Genomic DNA, 16,918 nt, shown 5'->3' with positions numbered 1-16,918 from the left:
TTCATGGAGCAACCTCGGATGAAGTGGGCAGGTGCGTCGACGCCCAGGCCGACACGTAGCAGTCCAGATAGGGCTGGAGGGGCGGTTCGACGACGACGCCGCGGAAGTCGATCCGCTCGCTGGAACGGGACAGCACGGCGTAGTCGTGGAAGCCGTCGCCGTCGGCGCGCATCGCCGGGTAGACGGCCCCGGCGACGAACCCCTGCGACAGGAAGGCCGAGAGGGCCTCCCGGTGCGCGAGCGGCACCAGGGCCTCGACGTAGCCGGCGCCCGCTCGGGCCAGGGCCCGGGTGACGGGTCCGAGGTACGCGGCCGCCGCGGCCGGACCGGGATGGGCGGTCAGCAGGGAGCAGTAGCCCCCGGTGCGGTTGAGGTAGGCGTAGACCTCGAACCGGCCGTCCTCTGGGGTGAGCAGCACGTTCGGGGTGTGCAGCGGGTAGAACCAGCCCTCGGCGCCGGGGAACTGCTCGCGGAACCGGCGGCGTACGAAGGCCGGCGCCTCGATCAACTCCAGCCGCTCGGCGGCCTCCTGCGGCGCCGGCGCCGGGAGCGGGCCCGCGGCGGCCCGGACCGCGGGGTAGTCGATGCCGAGCGCGGCCCCGGCCGTGCGCAGCAACGGCAGCAACGGGGCGGGCACTTCGGTGACGGGGATCCGGCGGTCCAGCACGTCGGCGGAGTGACGCGCGTAGAGTGCGAGGCTTTCGCGGCTGCGCAGATCCACGGCGTTGGGCAGGATGCCCAGCGGGCGGAAGCCGTTGCGCGCGACGACGCGTTGCGGGCCGGCGCTGACGGTGCGCACCGTGGCGTACACCGAGTCCAGCCGCCCGGTGTCCAGCATCGCCGCGCACAGTGCCCCGGTGAGGGCGCCGGCCAGGCCCGTCGAGCGGTGCCCCGGGTGTACGGCGATGCCCTCCAGACGGCCGATGCGGCTGCCCGCCTCACCGTGGATGGCGGCGGACGCGGTCAGGGCCCCGGTCTGGGGGCAGCGGCCCACGAGCCAGAGCGAGTACGGGTCCTCGATGAGCCGGGCCATCTCGGCCGGGTCGGTGCCGAGGGCCACGGGGTAGTGCGGCCCGTAGACGGCGTAGTAGAGCTGGCGCAGTTCGGCGATGTCGGCGCAGACGGCCGGGGTGATGACGGGGTTCACGGCCGGCCTCCGACGGGGAGCGTGTCGGGGCCCGCACCGGCGTCCCGACCGGCTGCGGGCTGGGCGGGCGTACCGGTCGTACCGGGCGTACCCGGACCGAGCAGGGCGAGCGCACAGGCGGCGGGGACCAGGCCGACGCCCTGCACCAGGCACAGCGTCTGGGGCGAGAGGACATCGCCGGCGGAGCCGAACACGAGGGACGCCACCGGCAGGGAGGCCCCCAGGACGGCCTGCATCACGGCGAAGAAGCCGGGCTTGTCCGCCGCCGGCACCAGCCGCTGGAAGAGAGCCACGAAGCGGACGCTGACGGCCCCGGCGCACCAGCCCGCCACGACCAGGCAGCCCGCCATGACGAGGCGGTGCGCGATGAGCCCGGGCAGCGCCAGGGCGAGGGCCATCAGGCCCAGGCAGTAGGCACCGGCGACCGTGGGACGCCCCGGCACGCGGGCGCCGGTGAACGCGCCGATGAGCGCGCCGGCGCCCAGGGAGGCCTCCAGCAGTGCCACGGTGCCGCCCCCGCCGAGGAGGACCGAGCGGGTGTAGAGGGGGATGACCACGAACACGGCGGTGGTGAAGAGGTTCGCCGCGGTGAAGCAGACCAGGATCCGCCGCACGTACGGCAGTTCCGCGAGGATGCGGCGCAGCGTACGCCGCTGGGGCGCGGCTGTGACGGCGTCGGTCGCGTCCGCCGCGTGCGCCCCGTCCACCCCGTCCGTCCCGTCCACCCCGTCCGTCGCGTCCACCCCGTCCGTCGCGGCGGTGCGGAAGCGGGCATTCGCGACGAGGAGGGCGGCGCCGAGGTAGGCGGCCGCGCAGCCTGCGGCCAGCCCGGCCACGCCCGCCCGGTCGACGATCAGGGCGCCGAGCAGCGCTCCGCCGAGGCCGGCCAGGGACTGGGTGGACAGCTCGAAGCCGGTGGCCGTCTCGATGTCGGCGTCGTCGACCAGTGCGGGCACGGAGGTCGTCAGGCAGGGGTCGAAGAACGCCTGGCAGGTGGCCAGGGCGAGAGCGGCGGCGTACACGGCGGGGAGCGGCAGACCGTCCCCGTAGGCCCACAGGGCGAGGGCGCCCGAGGCGGCGCCGGCCAGGCCGGCGGCGGTCCGCAGAACCGAACGGTGGGCGAACCGGGCGACGGCCCGGGCCACGACGGGCGCCAGCGCCACCGCGGGCAGCGTGCAGGCCGCCATGAACAGCCCGGAGGCCAGACCCCGGGCGTCGCGCACGGCGTAGGCGACGATCCACCACGACACGCCGACCTGGAACATGCGTACGGCGGCCTGGGTGAGGACTTGGCCGAGCCATACGGCGCCGAAGGCGCGGTTGCGCAGGATCAGCGGAGCGCGCCGGCCGCCGACGCCGGCCGCTGCGCCGTCTTCGGCTTCGCTCACGGCCACGGAGGCGGCGGTCATGCGGTCGGCCTCTCGTCGAGGACGCGGACGAGCTTGCCCGAGCGCGGGTTGACGACGAGGTCGCGGTGGCGTGCCCACTCGACGGACAGCGGATGCACGAACCCGGCGCGCACGCTGTCCGGGTACAGCGGCCGTACGCTCTCCAGCTCCGCGACGACGGCCTTGGCCAGCGCCTCCCGGCCGGACGGATCGTCACGGGTGGTGTGGTGGCCAGCGGCGCGGTCACCGGCGGCGTTGTCGCCGGGCGCCGTCGCCAGCCGCAGGACGAGCCCGTCGCGGCCGTCCCACCGGCGGACGACGAGCTGCATGCCGACTACGCGGCCCGCGGTGTCGGCCGCGGCCACGGCGTCATGGGCGTCCTGGGTGTAGAGGGACACGGGGCCCACCCGTACGCCTTCCTCGGCGCGGCCGAGGATCCGGAAGTGCCCGGGCCCGGTGCCGGTCCACTCGGCCCGGTCGCCGGCGGGGTAGCGGATGATCGGCATCAGGCGGCGGAAGAGGCTGGTGACGACGACCCGGCCGGGCCGCCCCGGTTCGGTGATGGGCTCGTCGGTGGAGTCGTCGAGGATCTCGACGACCGAGTACGGGGTGAAGGCCCGGTGGACCCGGGCGTCGGAGCCGGGTACGGGGCGGCCGAGCAGACCGGCGTCCACGCTGGCGTATCCGATGGAACGGGCCTGGGCGCGGGGGAACGCGGCTGCCAGCAGTCGCCGTTGGTCGTCGAAGAGGGCCTCGCCGCCGAAGAGGAGCAGCTCCACGGCATCCAGCCGGACACCGGACGACACGGCCTGTTCGGCGAGCCGGCACAAGGTGGTGGGCGTGCCGGCCAGTACCTGTGCGGCGAGGTCCCGCAGGGTGGGGATCGTCGACTCCAGCGGCGCGCCGCCGCCGATGGGCAGGCGGACGTTGTCCACGGGCGCGTGGGCGAGCGAGTCGAGGACGAAGAGGAAGCTGGCGTACAGCTCCCCGGCGTAGAAGAGGTCGGCGACCCGGTGCCCCGGGCGCAGGCCCGTGTCCGCGAGCCCCTGGCCGAAGGCGGTGACGAACGTGCGCCACTCGTCGCGGGTGTAGACGGAGAACTTGGGGGACCCGGTGGTGCCACCGGTCTTGTAGACCGTCGCCTCGCTGAGCGGGCCGGTCAGCACGCGGCTGTCGGGAAGTGCGTTGGCCGCCCAGAACGCCTGCTGGTCGACCACGGGCAGGTCGGCCAGGCGGTCGCAGTGCGGCGGCAGGGAAGCGTAAAGGTCCTGGTAGAAGGGCGAGTTGTGGCGGGCGAAACGTATGAGGTCCGAGAGGTGCTGGGCGGACATGGGCCTTTGCCTAGGTGACGGGAGTGGGTGGGAGGAGCCACGGCAGGGCGCGACGAAGCGAGAGATCGTCTGCGGGATCCGCCGGTGTGAACGGGGGCCCCCGGCGCCCCGCCTCCTCGACTGCACGCCAAGAACTGACGTGCAGTCACGATGATGGAACATCAGTGCGCTTGTCACCAAATTGGCCAAGGATTTCCGGCCATTGCGGCTGTAATCACGATTAGTTCATGTCAGCCCGCCCCGCCCCGCCCCGCCGCAGCGCCCGGATGAGCCACGGGTACACCGGGACCAGGTTCGGTACCACCTGCCAGCCGTTGACGATCCACACCAGCCGCCAGTACCGATCCACCCGGGGATCGTGTGCCTCTTCGAACCGCCGGGCCATCCACTCCCGGAACTCCGCGTCAGGGGTGCGCGCGAACACCTCGGCAAAGCGGTGCACGAGGTCGTCGAGCACGGATGCAGCCGTGTCGCCGAGCGGGTCGATGCCCGATTCCATCGCCGCGGCCACCTGCTGACGGGTGAACTCCATCAGTTCCTCGCCGGCACCGCTCTCGATGTCGAGCGCGCGCCCGGCGGCCTGCCACCGGGCCGTCCGGCGCATCCGGGCCCGGAAGTCCTCGTCACCGACCAGCTCGGCGAGTTCCACCCAGGCGGCGACCTGCTCGCTGGATGGATCGTCGGGGAGGTCGGGCGTGGCAGCGCGCACCATGGCCAACGCGGACGCGTCCGGCCCGGCGTCCGCTCTGCCGAAGGTGCCGTCGAGGAAGTCGTCGATCAACCGTCGGCGTTCCTCGCCGGACAACTGGGTGAGCTTGTGCATGAGCTTGGTCTCCTCGGGATCGGCCCCGCATCCGGCCACGGCTCGCAGAACGCTCCGACGCAGTTGCAGGGCCCGGATCTGGACGTCGAGGGCGTCGGCGTGAGCCGCGGCGACTTCCGCCACCGAGAGCTCGCGGTCCAGTACCCGTTGAACCGTGGCCAGATCCATGCCCAGCTCCCGCAGTGTGCGCAGGAGTTCCAGACGGAGCAGCGCGTCGAGGTCGTAGAGCCGGTAGCCGGCGGGACTTCTGGTGGTCGGCGCCACCACCCCGGCATCGGAGTAGAACCGGATGGTCCTCACGGACAAGCCGGTCCGCCGGGAAAGCTCCCCGATCGAGTAGAGGGTCGTAACGTCCATGTCCCCCACCCTGCTGTCTCCAGTCACTGGAGACTCAAGGCTAAGCGTCGCGTGCTCTCGGCTGACCGCCGAGACGGTCGGCACACCTTGCGCGCGCAGGGCATGGCGAACGCCCGGCCCGCCCGTTGCGGGCACGGCCACGGCCACGGCCACGGCCACGGCCGAGAAACGACGTTGTCCCCGGGCCGTGTGGGTCAGTAAGGTCGGTCGGGTGACTGCCGGGTCGGCCATGGGCCATGCACGAGTGGGGTTCCCGGCCTCGGCGTGAGCACGAGGCGGGCCAGAGGCCCGCCCCTCTTCTCCGCGTCTTCAAGCTCCGGCGCCCGCGCGCGGCGCCCGTTCCCAGCAGACGAGACCGGAGACCCATCCTGATGTCCCACGCCCAGCACCCGCACGCCTCCGAGCTGCCGACGGCCGCCGTCCAGCTGAACCACACCGCCGTCTACGCCAGCGACCGGCACCTGTCCGCCGAGTTCATCGCCGCGATCCTGGGCCTGGAGGTCGGCGCCCCGTTCGGGCCGTTCCTGCCCGTCGACCTCGGCAACGGCGTGACGCTCGACTACTACGAGAAGCGGGACGAGCCGATCCAGTCCCAGCACTACGCGTTCCTCGTGCCCGACGAGCAGTTCGACGCCATGGTCGCCCGCCTGGAGGCGGTCGGCGTCACTTACTACGCCGATCCCAGCCACACCGAACCCGGCCGGACCAACCGTCTGTTCGGCGGTCGCGGCGCCTACTTCGACGACCCGGACGGCCACAACATGGAGATCATGACCCGGCCCTACGCACGTCCCTGACAGGGCGAGCCCCCCAACGGCCCGCCGGGAACCTGCTGACATGATCGAAGCGTGATCAGTGAACCCGGCGGGCCCGGCTCGCTGGAGGACGAGGACGTCCGCTCCGGTTCGGTGGACGGCGTACACCGTCACTTCGGCTCTCTGCGCGAAGCGGTCCGCGACGTTCTCGCCTTCGCGTCCGGGCTCCACCCCGCCGGCCAGGCGGTGCGCGGGAGGCGGCCGTCGCATGTGAGTACTTCTACGGATGGCCCGCCGCCACCCCGATCGGCACAATGGCGCCGTGACCGACCACGAGCGTAGCCCCCGGAGCCCTGTGCGACCCGCCCACGACCGCCGGACCGCGGAAAGGGTGATGAAGGCGTTCCTCATCGCGGCGGCCGTAGCGGGTGCGCTCCTGCTGCTCTACATGGCCTTCTTCATCGGCGTCTTCGCCCTGGCCAGTTGAACGTCCAGCCGAACGTGGCGCCATGTGCCCCGTACCGGCACCCGTACCGGCACCCGTACCGGCACCCGTACCGGCACCCGTACCGGCACCCGTACGTCCCTTCGGCGCCCGCGGCGCCCGGCCGCTCGCCCGTCCCTCAGGGCGCGGTGCTCTGGGTGGTGATGAGGTCGATCAGCGCCGGCAGGCCGCCCTCCGCCATCGCCCGGCGCTGCCGCTCGGCCGGGGCGCCGTCCCGTAGCAGCCGGTGGACCAGGGACGTCACCTCGCGCGTGTCCCCGGCCTCCTCCAGGGCGGCACCGATGTGCCGCATGAGCAGGGCTACGGTGTCGCGGGCACTGTGGCGGCCCCCGCACGGCCCCACCAGCGGACCGCTCATGCCGTGCCGGGCGGCCTGCCAGGTCGCGGCGTGCAGAAGCTCCTGGGGGCACTCCGGCAGCGGCGCACCCGATGTGGCCTCCCGGAGGGCGACGGCCACCAGGGCCCGTACGATGCCCGCGAACATCACGGCGTCGTCGGCCCGCAGCTGGACGTCGGCGCACCTGATCTCGACGGTCGGGTACGTCTCCGACAGTCTGGCCTGCCAGTACACCTGCCTGGTGTCCGCGATGACGCCGGACTCCACCAGGGCGGCGACGCGCCGGTCGTAGTCGTCGACGCCGGCGAACACCGGCGTGGGACCGCTCACCGGCCAGCGGCCGAAGACGAGGGTGCGCCAGCTCGCGAAGCCGGTCTCACGTCCCTCCCACAGCGGGGAGTTCCCCGACATGGCCAGCAGCGTCGGGAGCCAGACGCGGATCCGGTTGAGCACCTCGACGCCCATGGCCCGGTCCGGGACGGCGGCGTGTACGTGCATGCCGTTGATCAGCTGCTCGTCCACCAGGCGGGGGGCATGGCCGCGCATCTGCAGGTACCGCGTCTTCCGCGTGACGGGCACCCGCACATCGGCCTTGACCGGCGCCGCCCCGGTCAGGGCCGCACGGCAGCCGATCCGCTCCGCCGCGGAACCGATGGCGTGCCGCAGGCGCAGCAGGTGGCCGCCGACCTCGCCGAGGTCGGTGCACACGGGAGTGGCGACCTCGACCTGGGCCTGCAGCAGCTCGGCCTGTACCTCGCCCTCCGTGGTGACCGGATCGAGACCCGCGGCCGCGCGTACCGCGTCGAGCTTCGGGACCGGAAGGCCGGTGACCGGATCCACCAGCAGGTACTCTTCCTCGACTCCGACAGTGATCACCTGGGCGAGTATTTCAGCCTCCGCCCGTTTCCTTCACTTTTGCCCGCTTTCCGGGGTGGCGCACCGCACGCGGACCCCCGCCCGGCTCCTCCGCAGGGCCCGGAGATCGAACACGTCGCTTAAGAGACCTTTGAGCGGGCAGGCGCCCCATATGTCGATCACCGGGTGCGCCCGCAGATGCGGTGGCCCCGGAGTACAAGCGCAATGAGGGGTGTCGCATGTGTGGCGTGAGCGGGGAAGTGCGTTTCGACGGCGGGCGGCCGGACCTCGCCGCGGTCGAGCGCATGACGGATGAGATGGAGGACCGGGGTCCCGACGGCAGAGGCGTGTGGTCCCAGGGCGCGGTGGCCCTGGGCCACCGCCGACTGAAGATCATCGACCTCTCCGAGAGCGGCGCGCAGCCGATGACCGACCCGCAGCTGGGCATCACCGGAGTCTTCAACGGCTGCGTCTACAACTACCGGGAGCTACGGCAGCGCCTCGAAGGGCTGGGCCACCGCTTCTTCTCCGACTCCGACACGGAAGTGCTCCTCAAGGCCTACGGCCAGTGGGGCGACGCCTGCGTCGAGCGGCTCGTGGGCATGTTCGCCTTCGCGGTGGTGGAACACCACACCGGCCGTGTGGTGCTCGGCCGCGACCGCCTGGGCATCAAGCCGCTGTACCTCGCGCAGGACGGCGACCGCCTGCGCTTCGCCTCGTCCCTGCCCGCCCTGCTGGCAGGCGGAGGCGTCGACACCTCTCTCGACCCGGTGGCGCTCCACCAGTACCTCAGCTGGCACGGCACCGTGCCGGCGCCGCGCACCATACTCTCCGGCGTACGCAAGCTGCCGCAGGCAACCGTCCGCGTCGTCGAGCGGGACGGTACCTACCGTGACCGCTGCTACTGGCAGCCCTCCTACACCCGCCGCCCCGAACTCGGCACCGACCCGCAGGAGTGGCGGGAAGCCCTGCGGCAGGCCCTGCGCACGGCCGTGCGGCGCCGTACGGTCGCGGACGTGCCCGTCGGGGTTCTGCTGTCCGGCGGCCTGGACTCCAGCCTGATCGTGGCCCTGCTGGCGCAGGAGGGGCAGGGCGGCCTGGCCACCTTCGCCATGGGCTTCGAGTCGGAGGGCGACGAGGAGGGCGACGAGTTCCACTACTCCCGCCTGGTCGCCCGGCGGTTCTCGACGCAGCACCACCAGTTCATGATTCCCTCCGACCGGCTTCCCGCCGCGCTGGAGACGGCGATCGGGGCCATGAGCGAGCCGATGGTCAGCCACGACGCGGTGGCGTTCCACCTGCTGTCCGAGCAGGTCGCCAAGGACGTCAAGGTGGTGCTGTGCGGCCAGGGCGCCGACGAGGTGTTCGCGGGCTACCACTGGTACCCACGTATCGCAGCCGCCGGGCGCGCCGACGCACCGGACGCGTACGCCGAGGCCTACTTCGACCGCACGCACGCCGACGTGGCCGCCCTGCTGCACCCGGACGTGGTCGCCGACCACGACGCCTCGCGGGAGTTCGTACGCGCTCACATGGCGTCCCCCGGCGCGCAGAGCACCCTCGACGCCGCCCTGCGCCTGGACGTGCACATGCTGATGACCGACGACCCGGTCAAGCGGGTGGACAACATGACGATGGCCTGGGGCCTGGAGGCACGGGTGCCGTTCCTGGACCACGAGCTCGTCGAACTGGCCGCCGCCTGCCCCCCGGAACTGAAACTGGCGCAGGAGGGCAAGGGCGTGCTCAAGGACATCGGACGGCAGATCCTGCCCCGTGAGGTCGTCGACCGGCCCAAGGGATACTTCCCGGTGCCGGCGGTCCGGCACATGGCCGAGCCGGTGCTCACCCGGGTACGTGACGCCCTGACCGCCCCGGAAGCACGCCGACGCAACCTCTTCGACCAGGACCGCGTGGCCCGGCTGCTCGCGGACCCCGCCCGCCACCGCACGAAACGCGGAGCCAGCACCCTGTGGCAGGTGGCCTCGCTGGAGATCTGGTTGCAGACCCACGGCATCAACTGACCCCGAACGGTGACAGTCCCCCGGAAGCCCGCGAAGAGGCCCGACATGCCCCTGGACCGCTCCGTACGCCAGCACCGTTCCCGACCCGCCCACGCCCCGGCGCCGGGCCGGGCCCCGCACGCCGACGGCGCGCCCGCCGAACGCCTGCCGACAGCCGGCGGCGTCGTCGGACCGGAGGCGGGCCGCGCCGCGCCGGGTCCGCCGCCCGCACCGGCGCCCGCTCCCGTCCCCCTCCAGCTGGCCGACACGCCGGCGGCGGACCCGCCCGCGGTGCTCACGGCCCACGGGTGCTGGTACCCGTCGGCCGACCCCACCGGCGAGCACGTGGCGTACATCTGCGACCGGGCCGGCGTGCCCCAGCTGTGGAGCGCTCCGGCGCGCGGCGGTGAGCCGCACGTCCTGGACGCCGACCCGGACCCGGTGACCGAGGTGTCGTGGTCGCCCGACGGCCGCTGGATCGCGTACACCTCGGCGCCCGGAGGCGGCGAGCACACGCGCGTACTGGCGGTACGCCCCGACGGCGCCGGGCGGCAGGTGCTCGCGGGCGCCGAGCCGGGGGCCTCCGCGCACCTGGGCTGCTGGACCCGCGACGGTTCCGCCCTGGCCGTCACGGTCGCCCAGCCGTCGGCCGCCCCAGGCACCCACAGCGGCGCCGGTCACCTGCCGCAGGACGCGGGACCCGCCCTCCCGGACATCCCGTCCGAGCCGGCATGGACCGAACGCGACGGCCACGCGACCCTCCTCGATCCGCTGCCCGGTACGGGAGGGGGTGCGGCGACGGGTGGTCTGCCGCTCCTCACGCCGCCGCCGGGAGCGGCCTCGCTCGCCGCGGCCACCACCGGCATGCCGCCGGCCGCCGGGGCGGACGCCGGGGGAGGGCTTGCCGCCTACCTCCTCGACCCGGACGGCACGCAGGCGCCCGTCCTGCTGTACAGCGAAGCGGGCGCCGCCTCACTGCGCGTGTGCGACATCGGCACCGAGGGCCGCTTCGTACTGCTGCGCCGCGGGCCGCGCGGGCGCCGTGAGGCCCTCCTGCTGGACCGGACCTCGGGACACGTCACCTTCCGGCTGCCGGTCGCCGACGGCGATCCGTGGATCGGCCGCCTCTCCCGCGACTCGCGCGCCCTGTGGCTGCGCAGCGACGCGGACCGGGAGTTCGCCGCGCTCCTGCGCGTGCGCCTCGACGAGGACGCGGCACCGCAAGACCTCTCCGTGGCCGCCGAGCGGCAGGGAACCGCCCTCGACCTGCTGAGCCTGCCCGACCACGGCCGCTGGGCCCTGCTGGCCTGGAACGTGCACGGCGCGAGCGAGCTGGAGAGCGTCGGCCTCCCGGGCGCCGACGCGGACGACGCCGTGGGCCCTCCGCACCGGTCGTCCCTGCCGCACGAAGTCGTGACCCGGATGGCGCCCCTCGGGCGCGGCGGGCTGTTCGCCGCCTTGTCCGGCTCCCGGCGCAGGCCCGGCATCTGGGAGCTGACCGGCGGCCTCCCGCCGGTGCGCACCGGCGGGACGGCGCGTGACGAGGACGCTGCGCCCCCCGGGCGGCCCCCGGTCCGCCCGGTCCCCCTGCGCTGCCCGGCCCGGGACGGGCTGCTGCTCGGCGGCTGGTACTACCGGGCGCCCGAACGCGACCCCGGCCGGCCGGGCCCGTGCGTGATCCATCTCCACGGCGGTCCCGAGGAGCAGGAGCGACCGGTGTTCAGCCCGCTCTACCACGAGATCCTCGGCCGGGGCCTGGACGTCTTCGCCCCCGATGTCCGCGGCTCCTCGGGCTGGGGGAGGTCCTTCGTGGACGCCGACCTCGGCACCGGCCGGTTCGCGGCCATCGAGGACGTCGCGGACTGCGCCGCCCACGTGGTCGCCAGCGGATACGCCGATCCGCTGCGGCTGGCGGTGATGGGCCGCTCGTACGGCGGCTACCTCACCATGGCCTCGCTCGTCTGGCACCCGGAGCTCTTCCGCACGGGCGTCGCCGTGTGCGGCATGTCGGACTTCGCGACGTTCTTCGCCGGTACCGAGCCCTGGATCGCCCAGTCCGCGGCCGCCAAGTACGGTCATCCCGAGCACGACCGGGACCTGCTGCGCGACTTGTCCCCGATGAGCCGCATCGACCGGCTGCGCGCCCCCGTACTGGCCGTGCACGGCGAGCACGACACCAACGTCCCCCCGACGGAGTCGGAGCAGTTCGTGCGCGCCGCGCGCGACCACGGGGTCGAGGCGGAGCTGTTGACCCTGCGCAACGAGGGCCACGAGTTCCTGCGGGCGGACAACCGCCGCCTCTACCGGCGGGCCGCCGCCGACTGGCTGGAACAGCACCTCACGCCGCCCCTGACGGGCCGGTGAGCGCCGGGCCAGGCGGTGGTTATGAGCTCAGGCGGCGGCCTCGGCCGCTCTGGGGATCCGTACGGTCAGGACGCCCTCGTGGAAGCTCGCCCGGGCCCTTTCGCCGTCCACCCCGTCCGGCAGGGTGCTGTCGTGGGCGAACCGCCTCCGCCGGCGGGTACGCATCCCGCCCATGGGGCTGCCGTAGGCGTCGGCGGTGATGTGCAGGTCCTGTCCGTCCAGTTCCATCACGATGTCCTCGCGGCTCACGCCGGGCAGCCGGACCTTCACCACGTACGACCCGCCGGTCTCCTCCTCCTGGACCTCGGGCGCCGAGGACGGGACGGTGCCGGGGGAGGAGGCGACCTGTTCCAGCAGGCGGCCCATCTGGCCCTGCACCCTCTCGAAATCGTGCCAGGGGTCCAGACCACCGCGGCGGCGCCCCCACAACGCCGCGTCGCTGTGCCGTGAGTCAAAGGATGGAAGGTTCATGGTGATCTCCGCTGCTCGTCACGCTCGGCGCACGTCCTGCGCCGAGCGGTGCATGAAGCCACTGTGCTGCTGCCGGGGCGTCTTCCCACGGCTGCGACGCTCAAGCACGCTGAGGACATGCCCCCGCCGGGAGGGGGGCGTCGGCCCGCGCGGCATCCACGGCGCGTGCGGCGCGCTCCCCGACCCGGGGTGACCGCGGTCACCGCGAGGCCGGGGCCCGGTTCCTGTGAGCAAACCCACGCGGAGCGCCAACACCCCCAGAGTCCAGTCCCATTGGGCGCTGTGGACCGTATGCCGTACGGGTTCCTGCCGTCGGCTGGAAGCAGCGTCTGCCACGATGGATCGGCGGGACGGAGACCTCTCCGAGCCGAGTTCCGCCAGCCGCCCCCACCGCCCCGCGGTAGGCACGCCGGAGCATGGCGGTCGTCCCGTCCCCCGGTTCCGCCCTCGCGAACAGCCGAGCCCTGCGCTCTTTCAGGTACCCCACTGTGTCTTCCTCGTCGCCCTCCCCTGCCGTCTCGCCGCCTTCCGCCGCCCCCGACCGCTCGCCCTGGCGCTCCCTGCGCTACCGCAGCATGCGCTGGTGGTCCGTGGCCCACTTCGTCTCCAACGCGGGCACGTGGATGCAGCTCACGGTGCAGAACCTGCTCGTGCTGCAGATCACCGGCTCCGCCGCCGCGACGGGGCTGTCCCTCTCCGTCCAGGCGGCCCCCGGTCTGCTGATGGGGCTCATGGGCGGCGCCGCGGTGGACCGGTGGCCCCTGAAGCTGACCGCGACGGTGAGCCAGGCGCTGCTGGGAGCCGTCGCCTTCGTCACCGCCGTCCTCGTGGCACTCGGCCACCTCAACCTCGGGGTGCTGATGGCGCTGGCCGCCGTCACGGGACTGATCGCCACGGTCGACGGCCCCGCCTGCGCCCTGCTGGGCAATGACCTCGTCCGTCCCGAGGACGTACCCTCCGCCATCGGCGTGGGCTCGCTGGTCCACAACGCGGGCCGCCTCGCGGGAGCCGCCCTCGGCGGCGTGACGGTCGCCTTCCTCGGTACGGCGGCCGCCTACGCGGGCAACGGCGTCTCCTTCCTCTTCGTCGCCGCGGTGATCCCGTTCCTCAAGCCCGCCGGGCGGGCCTGGGGCGCCGCGCGGGACGGACGCGACACCACGCCGGCGGCCGAACCCCTGGAGAAGGGGGCGGCGGGCCAGGGCGACGCACCCGGCGGTGCGATGACCGCCCGCCAGGGGCTCGCCTTCTTCCTGAGCCGTCCGCGCCTGGTGGCGCTCGCCGCCATCAGCGCGGTCAGCGCCCTCTTCGGGCGCAACTACGGGCTCACCCTGGCAGTGCTGGTCACCGGCCCCCTCGCGGGCGACGCCGCCGCTTTCGGCACGGTCTCCACCGTCCTGGCGGCGGGAGGCATCGTCGGCGCGGTGCTGGGAGCCCGGCTGCGCAAGCCCACCGTGCGGATGGTCGGCGTGCTCGCCGCCGCCGGCGGCCTCCTGCAGGTGACGGCCGGACTGTCCCCCTCCCTCGTCGTACTGCTGGTGCTCGTCCTGCCGATGGCGGTCGTCGAGTCCGTATCCGAGACCGCCGGGACCACCGTGCTGCAGACCGATCCGCCCGCGCACCTGCGCGGCCGGGTCCTGGGCGTGTGGAGCACCGTACGCACGGTGTGGAGCCTGGCCGCGCCGCCGCTGCTGGGCCTGCTCATGGAAACGGCCGGCGTACGGGGAGCCCTGGTCATCGGCGGCATCGCCACCGCCGCCGCGATCGGTTCCGGCTTCCTGCTGCGCCGTCGCCGTACCACCGTCCAGGTGCGCTACCTGGCCGAGGGAAGCCCGTCGGCGCTGCGCCCGGGCCTGAGCACTGCGGCTTAAGGCTGCTTCAGCCAGGCGACCTGCTCAGCTGACCGGCGCCTGATGCCCCGCGCGGTGCCCGGGGTGCCCGGGCTCGCGTACGGGAACTGCCGGTGCGGCGGTGGGCGGCCGCTGGACGGGGCCGGTCCGGCTCCGGCGGCGGCGCAGGAGGGACGCCGGGACGAGCCAGCACGCGGCGCACCACAGCGCGAGGGCGGTGTCCAGCAGGAGGGCGGCGCCGGGGCTGGTGATCTGGCGGAGCACCACCAGCAGGCCGAAGGACGTCATCGCGAGCAGCAAGGTCATGCCGACGGCGACGAGGCGGGACGCCCACGCGACCATCTCGGTCTTGAGCCTGAGGCCGGTCACGAGCCGGTGCAGGGCCACCGGCCCCGTCAGCGCCGCCATCGCGCCGACCCCGCACAGTACGCACACGAGGTAGAGCGCCCGGTCGGTGTGGCGCAGCTGACCGTAGGCCGGTGTGAACGCCACCGCGAGGAGGAAGGCCAGGAGCAGCTGGACGGCGGTGAGCACCACCCGTAGCTCGTGCATGAGTTCCAGCCAGAGACGGTCGGCGCGTTCGTCGCAGGTCTCCTGACGCTGCCCCACGTTCGCCGCCCGGGCGATCACGGCGCACCTCCGTGCGAAGAAGCATGCAGGTCCAAGACCATGATCGGCCACCTCCTGGGATCCGGCGTCGCGGCCCCACCACCTCACCCAGCCGTCTACCCCGGCCCGGCCGTCGGCACGCCCCCTCGCGCAGTGGCCCGGGACTCGCTCAAGGCACCCGGGTGTACGAGCAGGCCCGACGGGCAGATGCCTGCCGTGACAGCCCGCGGCCCCCGGTACCGGACGGACGGCTCCTGCCCCTTGCAGGGCCGCGTCGCGGTGGTGACCGGCCCGGCCCGCGGGCTCGGCGAGGGCTTGGCGTACGGGCTGTCCCGGCGCGGCGCCCGGGTCGCCCTGATCGGACTGGAAGAGGAGCGGCTGGCCCGGCTGGCCGCGGATCTGCCCGGCCCGGCGGCCCACTGGCACGCCGACGTGACCGACGCGGACGCGCTCTCGGCGACCGCCGAAGCCGTGCGGGGCACCCTGGGCGAGGCCTCCGTGGTCGTCGCCAACGCCGGCGTGGCCCTCGGAGGCCCGCTGCTGGAGTGCGACCCCCGGGACTGGCGGAGGGTGATCGACGTCAACATCGTCGGCAGCGCCCTCACCGCCCGCTGCTTCCTGCCCCATCTGCTGCGCACCCGCGGCTACTACCTCCAGGTGGCCTCCCTCGCGGCCCTGGCCCCCGCGCCCCTCCTCACGGCGTACTGCGCCTCGAAGGCCGGGGCCGAGGCCTTCGCGCAGGCGCTGCGCGCCGAGGTCGGACACCGGGGCGTCGCCGTCGGCGTCGCCTACCTCAGCTGGGCCGACACCGACATGATCCGCGAAGGCGACAGGACCGCGGTCTTCCACGAGCTGAGGACCCACATGCCCTGGCCGGCCTCGGTCGTCCACGGCACCGCCCCGTTCGTCGGCGCCATGGTCCGCGGCATCGAACGCCGGTCGGGCCGCGTGTACGCACCGGCCTGGTTGCGCGGCGCCCAGGCGGCGCGTGCCTGCTTGCCGTCGATCGTCGCGCACCGCTCCCGGCGGGTGCTCGCGCGCCGGGACGGCCCGCTGCCGCCCACCGGCCTCGTCGGGCCCGGCGGCGAAGCGGCTGCGGCTGCACGGAGCGCTCGGACGGGCCCGCCGGACCAGAACCCGTACCTCCGCCCCGAGGAGTGACCATGGCCGTACGACACCATCTGATCCACGCCGCACCGCGCGAGGTCTGGGCCGTGCTCGCCGACGGCTCGCGCTACGACGCATGGGTGGTCGGCACCAGCGACGCACGCGTGGCCCGCGGCCTGTGGCCCGAGCTCGGCTCCGCCATCGAGTACACCGTCCGGATCGGACCGTGGACGGCTTCGGGCAGCACCGTCGTCCGGCGGGTGAACCCTCCCGACGAACTCGAACTGGAAGTGGACAGCGGCCCCGTCGGGACGGCCCGCGTGGCGATCGAGATCCGTCCCTGGGGCGAGGAGTCCCTGGTCATCCTGGACGAGCACCCGCTGCGGGGAATCGTCGGCGCCCTTCACAACGCGGCGCTCGACGCACTGATCCAGCTGCGTCACCGCGACATGCTCGGGCGGCTCGCGAAGGTCGTGGAGGAGTCGGTCGGCGTCAGCGAGAAGGAACCTGCCCGCTGACGAGGCGAGTTCCCCTCTCACGAACGTTGGAAGGTGGATCATGCCTGGACGCGAAGAACTCCCCTCGACGCTGGAGCGCTCACCCACGGACGCGCAGAACACCTGGATCAAGGCCCACGACTCGGCCGTGGAGCAGTACGGGGAGGGCGAGCGGGCCCATCGGGTGGCCTTCAGCGCCCTCAAGCACAAGTACGAGAAGGTCGCCGACCACTGGGAGCGGAAGGAACACGGCCGCATGGGCCCCTCCGACCCGCGCGCCGCGACGCGGGGGGACACGTCGGCCCCGAGCGGTGAAGGCGTCGACGAGAACGCCAGCAAGCAGCACCTGTACGAGCTGGCCCGGCGGCTGCACATCGGCGGACGGTCGCGCATGAGCCGGTCGGAACTGGTGGAAGCGATCCGCAAGGAGAACCGTTCCAGGACGCGCGAAGCCCGTTCCCGGTAGGCCCGGCGAGCCCCGCCCAGCCCCGCCCCGCCCAGCCCCGCCCAGCCCCGCCCAGCGCC

At 73.6% G+C, this 16,918-nt stretch carries 14 protein-coding genes; 7 read left to right on the top strand and 7 right to left on the bottom strand.

Annotation, left to right across the window (positions count from 1 at the left end; all coding sequences use genetic code 11):
- Position 1: 1 nt before the first annotated feature.
- The 4 genes from AC07DU_RS32540 to AC07DU_RS32525 form a co-directional block, all read right to left on the bottom strand.
- Entirely contained in the window at positions 2-1,147 is a 1,146-nt protein-coding gene (locus AC07DU_RS32540) for a GNAT family N-acetyltransferase (protein WP_479115420.1), read from the bottom strand.
- Positions 1,144-2,556: an MFS transporter gene (locus AC07DU_RS32535; protein WP_479115418.1), complete on the bottom strand. Its 1,413-nt coding sequence runs from the start codon at positions 2,554-2,556 to the stop codon at positions 1,144-1,146. Before AC07DU_RS32535 ends, AC07DU_RS32540 begins: the two co-directional genes overlap by 4 nt.
- Positions 2,553-3,866, bottom strand: coding sequence for a phenylacetate--CoA ligase family protein (locus AC07DU_RS32530; RefSeq protein WP_479115416.1), 1,314 nt, complete (start codon positions 3,864-3,866; stop codon positions 2,553-2,555). The genes AC07DU_RS32535 and AC07DU_RS32530 overlap by 4 nt, the downstream gene beginning before the upstream one ends.
- 220 nt (positions 3,867-4,086) lie before the next feature.
- The gene (locus tag AC07DU_RS32525; protein ID WP_479115414.1) at positions 4,087-5,046 is read right to left on the bottom strand and encodes a MerR family transcriptional regulator; all 960 of its coding nucleotides are present in this window, start codon (positions 5,044-5,046) and stop codon (positions 4,087-4,089) included.
- A 371-nt stretch (positions 5,047-5,417) separates the two neighbouring features.
- On the opposite strand from AC07DU_RS32525, the gene AC07DU_RS32520 reads away from it, so the two are divergent.
- Positions 5,418-5,843: a VOC family protein gene (locus AC07DU_RS32520; RefSeq protein WP_479115412.1), complete on the top strand. Its 426-nt coding sequence runs from the start codon at positions 5,418-5,420 to the stop codon at positions 5,841-5,843.
- A 581-nt stretch (positions 5,844-6,424) separates the two neighbouring features.
- On the opposite strand, the gene AC07DU_RS32515 is transcribed toward AC07DU_RS32520, so the two are convergent.
- Positions 6,425-7,519, bottom strand: a complete 1,095-nt coding sequence (locus AC07DU_RS32515) for a carboxylate-amine ligase (protein ID WP_479036671.1) — start codon at positions 7,517-7,519, stop codon at positions 6,425-6,427.
- Positions 7,520-7,737: 218 nt separating this feature from the next.
- On the opposite strand from AC07DU_RS32515, the gene AC07DU_RS32510 reads away from it, so the two are divergent.
- Both AC07DU_RS32510 and AC07DU_RS32505 read left to right on the top strand, forming a co-directional pair.
- Complete coding sequence (locus AC07DU_RS32510) at positions 7,738-9,519, top strand: N-acetylglutaminylglutamine amidotransferase (RefSeq protein ID WP_479036668.1); 1,782 nt, start codon at positions 7,738-7,740, stop codon at positions 9,517-9,519.
- Between the two features lie 45 nt (positions 9,520-9,564).
- The gene (locus tag AC07DU_RS32505; RefSeq protein WP_479115410.1) at positions 9,565-11,862 is read left to right on the top strand and encodes a S9 family peptidase; all 2,298 of its coding nucleotides are present in this window, start codon (positions 9,565-9,567) and stop codon (positions 11,860-11,862) included.
- A gap of 27 nt (positions 11,863-11,889) precedes the next feature.
- Here AC07DU_RS32505 and AC07DU_RS32500 read toward each other — a convergent pair whose 3' ends face one another.
- Positions 11,890-12,333, bottom strand: coding sequence for an Hsp20/alpha crystallin family protein (locus AC07DU_RS32500; RefSeq protein WP_479115408.1), 444 nt, complete (start codon positions 12,331-12,333; stop codon positions 11,890-11,892).
- A 575-nt stretch (positions 12,334-12,908) separates the two neighbouring features.
- Here AC07DU_RS32500 and AC07DU_RS32495 point away from each other — a divergent pair.
- A complete protein-coding gene (locus AC07DU_RS32495; RefSeq protein ID WP_479115443.1) occupies positions 12,909-14,201 on the top strand; it encodes an MFS transporter in 1,293 nt (430 codons plus the stop codon).
- Positions 14,202-14,225: 24 nt separating this feature from the next.
- On the opposite strand, the gene AC07DU_RS32490 is transcribed toward AC07DU_RS32495, so the two are convergent.
- Positions 14,226-14,810: a DUF6328 family protein gene (locus tag AC07DU_RS32490; RefSeq protein ID WP_479115406.1), complete on the bottom strand. Its 585-nt coding sequence runs from the start codon at positions 14,808-14,810 to the stop codon at positions 14,226-14,228.
- Between the two features lie 186 nt (positions 14,811-14,996).
- Between AC07DU_RS32490 and AC07DU_RS32485 the strand changes: the two genes are divergently transcribed.
- The 3 genes from AC07DU_RS32485 to AC07DU_RS32475 are packed head-to-tail and all read left to right on the top strand — an operon-like array spanning position 14,997 to position 16,859.
- On the top strand, positions 14,997-15,950 hold the full coding sequence (locus tag AC07DU_RS32485; RefSeq protein WP_479115404.1) for an SDR family oxidoreductase: 954 nt from the start codon (positions 14,997-14,999) through the stop codon (positions 15,948-15,950).
- A 2-nt stretch (positions 15,951-15,952) separates the two neighbouring features.
- The gene (locus AC07DU_RS32480; protein WP_479115402.1) at positions 15,953-16,414 is read left to right on the top strand and encodes an SRPBCC family protein; all 462 of its coding nucleotides are present in this window, start codon (positions 15,953-15,955) and stop codon (positions 16,412-16,414) included.
- Between the two features lie 40 nt (positions 16,415-16,454).
- Positions 16,455-16,859: a ChaB family protein gene (locus AC07DU_RS32475; RefSeq protein ID WP_479115400.1), complete on the top strand. Its 405-nt coding sequence runs from the start codon at positions 16,455-16,457 to the stop codon at positions 16,857-16,859.
- Positions 16,860-16,918 lie beyond the last annotated feature (59 nt).

It is taken from the genome of Streptomyces sp. NPDC045695 (assembly GCF_056432025.1).
The sequence above is the reverse complement of the archived record's forward strand: the minus strand, read 5'-3'. Positions and strand labels throughout refer to the sequence as shown.

Coding starts and splice junctions, on each gene's coding strand:
- AC07DU_RS32485 (WP_479115404.1), top strand. CDS start 14,997: ATGCCTGCCGTGACAGCCCGCGGCCCCCGGTACCGGACGGACGGCTCC.
- AC07DU_RS32525 (WP_479115414.1), bottom strand. CDS start 5,046: ATGGACGTTACGACCCTCTACTCGATCGGGGAGCTTTCCCGGCGGACC.
- AC07DU_RS32495 (WP_479115443.1), top strand. CDS start 12,909: ATGCGCTGGTGGTCCGTGGCCCACTTCGTCTCCAACGCGGGCACGTGG.
- AC07DU_RS32475 (WP_479115400.1), top strand. CDS start 16,455: ATGCCTGGACGCGAAGAACTCCCCTCGACGCTGGAGCGCTCACCCACG.
- AC07DU_RS32530 (WP_479115416.1), bottom strand. CDS start 3,866: ATGTCCGCCCAGCACCTCTCGGACCTCATACGTTTCGCCCGCCACAAC.
- AC07DU_RS32505 (WP_479115410.1), top strand. CDS start 9,565: ATGCCCCTGGACCGCTCCGTACGCCAGCACCGTTCCCGACCCGCCCAC.
- AC07DU_RS32480 (WP_479115402.1), top strand. CDS start 15,953: ATGGCCGTACGACACCATCTGATCCACGCCGCACCGCGCGAGGTCTGG.
- AC07DU_RS32510 (WP_479036668.1), top strand. CDS start 7,738: ATGTGTGGCGTGAGCGGGGAAGTGCGTTTCGACGGCGGGCGGCCGGAC.
- AC07DU_RS32500 (WP_479115408.1), bottom strand. CDS start 12,333: ATGAACCTTCCATCCTTTGACTCACGGCACAGCGACGCGGCGTTGTGG.
- AC07DU_RS32520 (WP_479115412.1), top strand. CDS start 5,418: ATGTCCCACGCCCAGCACCCGCACGCCTCCGAGCTGCCGACGGCCGCC.
- AC07DU_RS32535 (WP_479115418.1), bottom strand. CDS start 2,556: ATGACCGCCGCCTCCGTGGCCGTGAGCGAAGCCGAAGACGGCGCAGCG.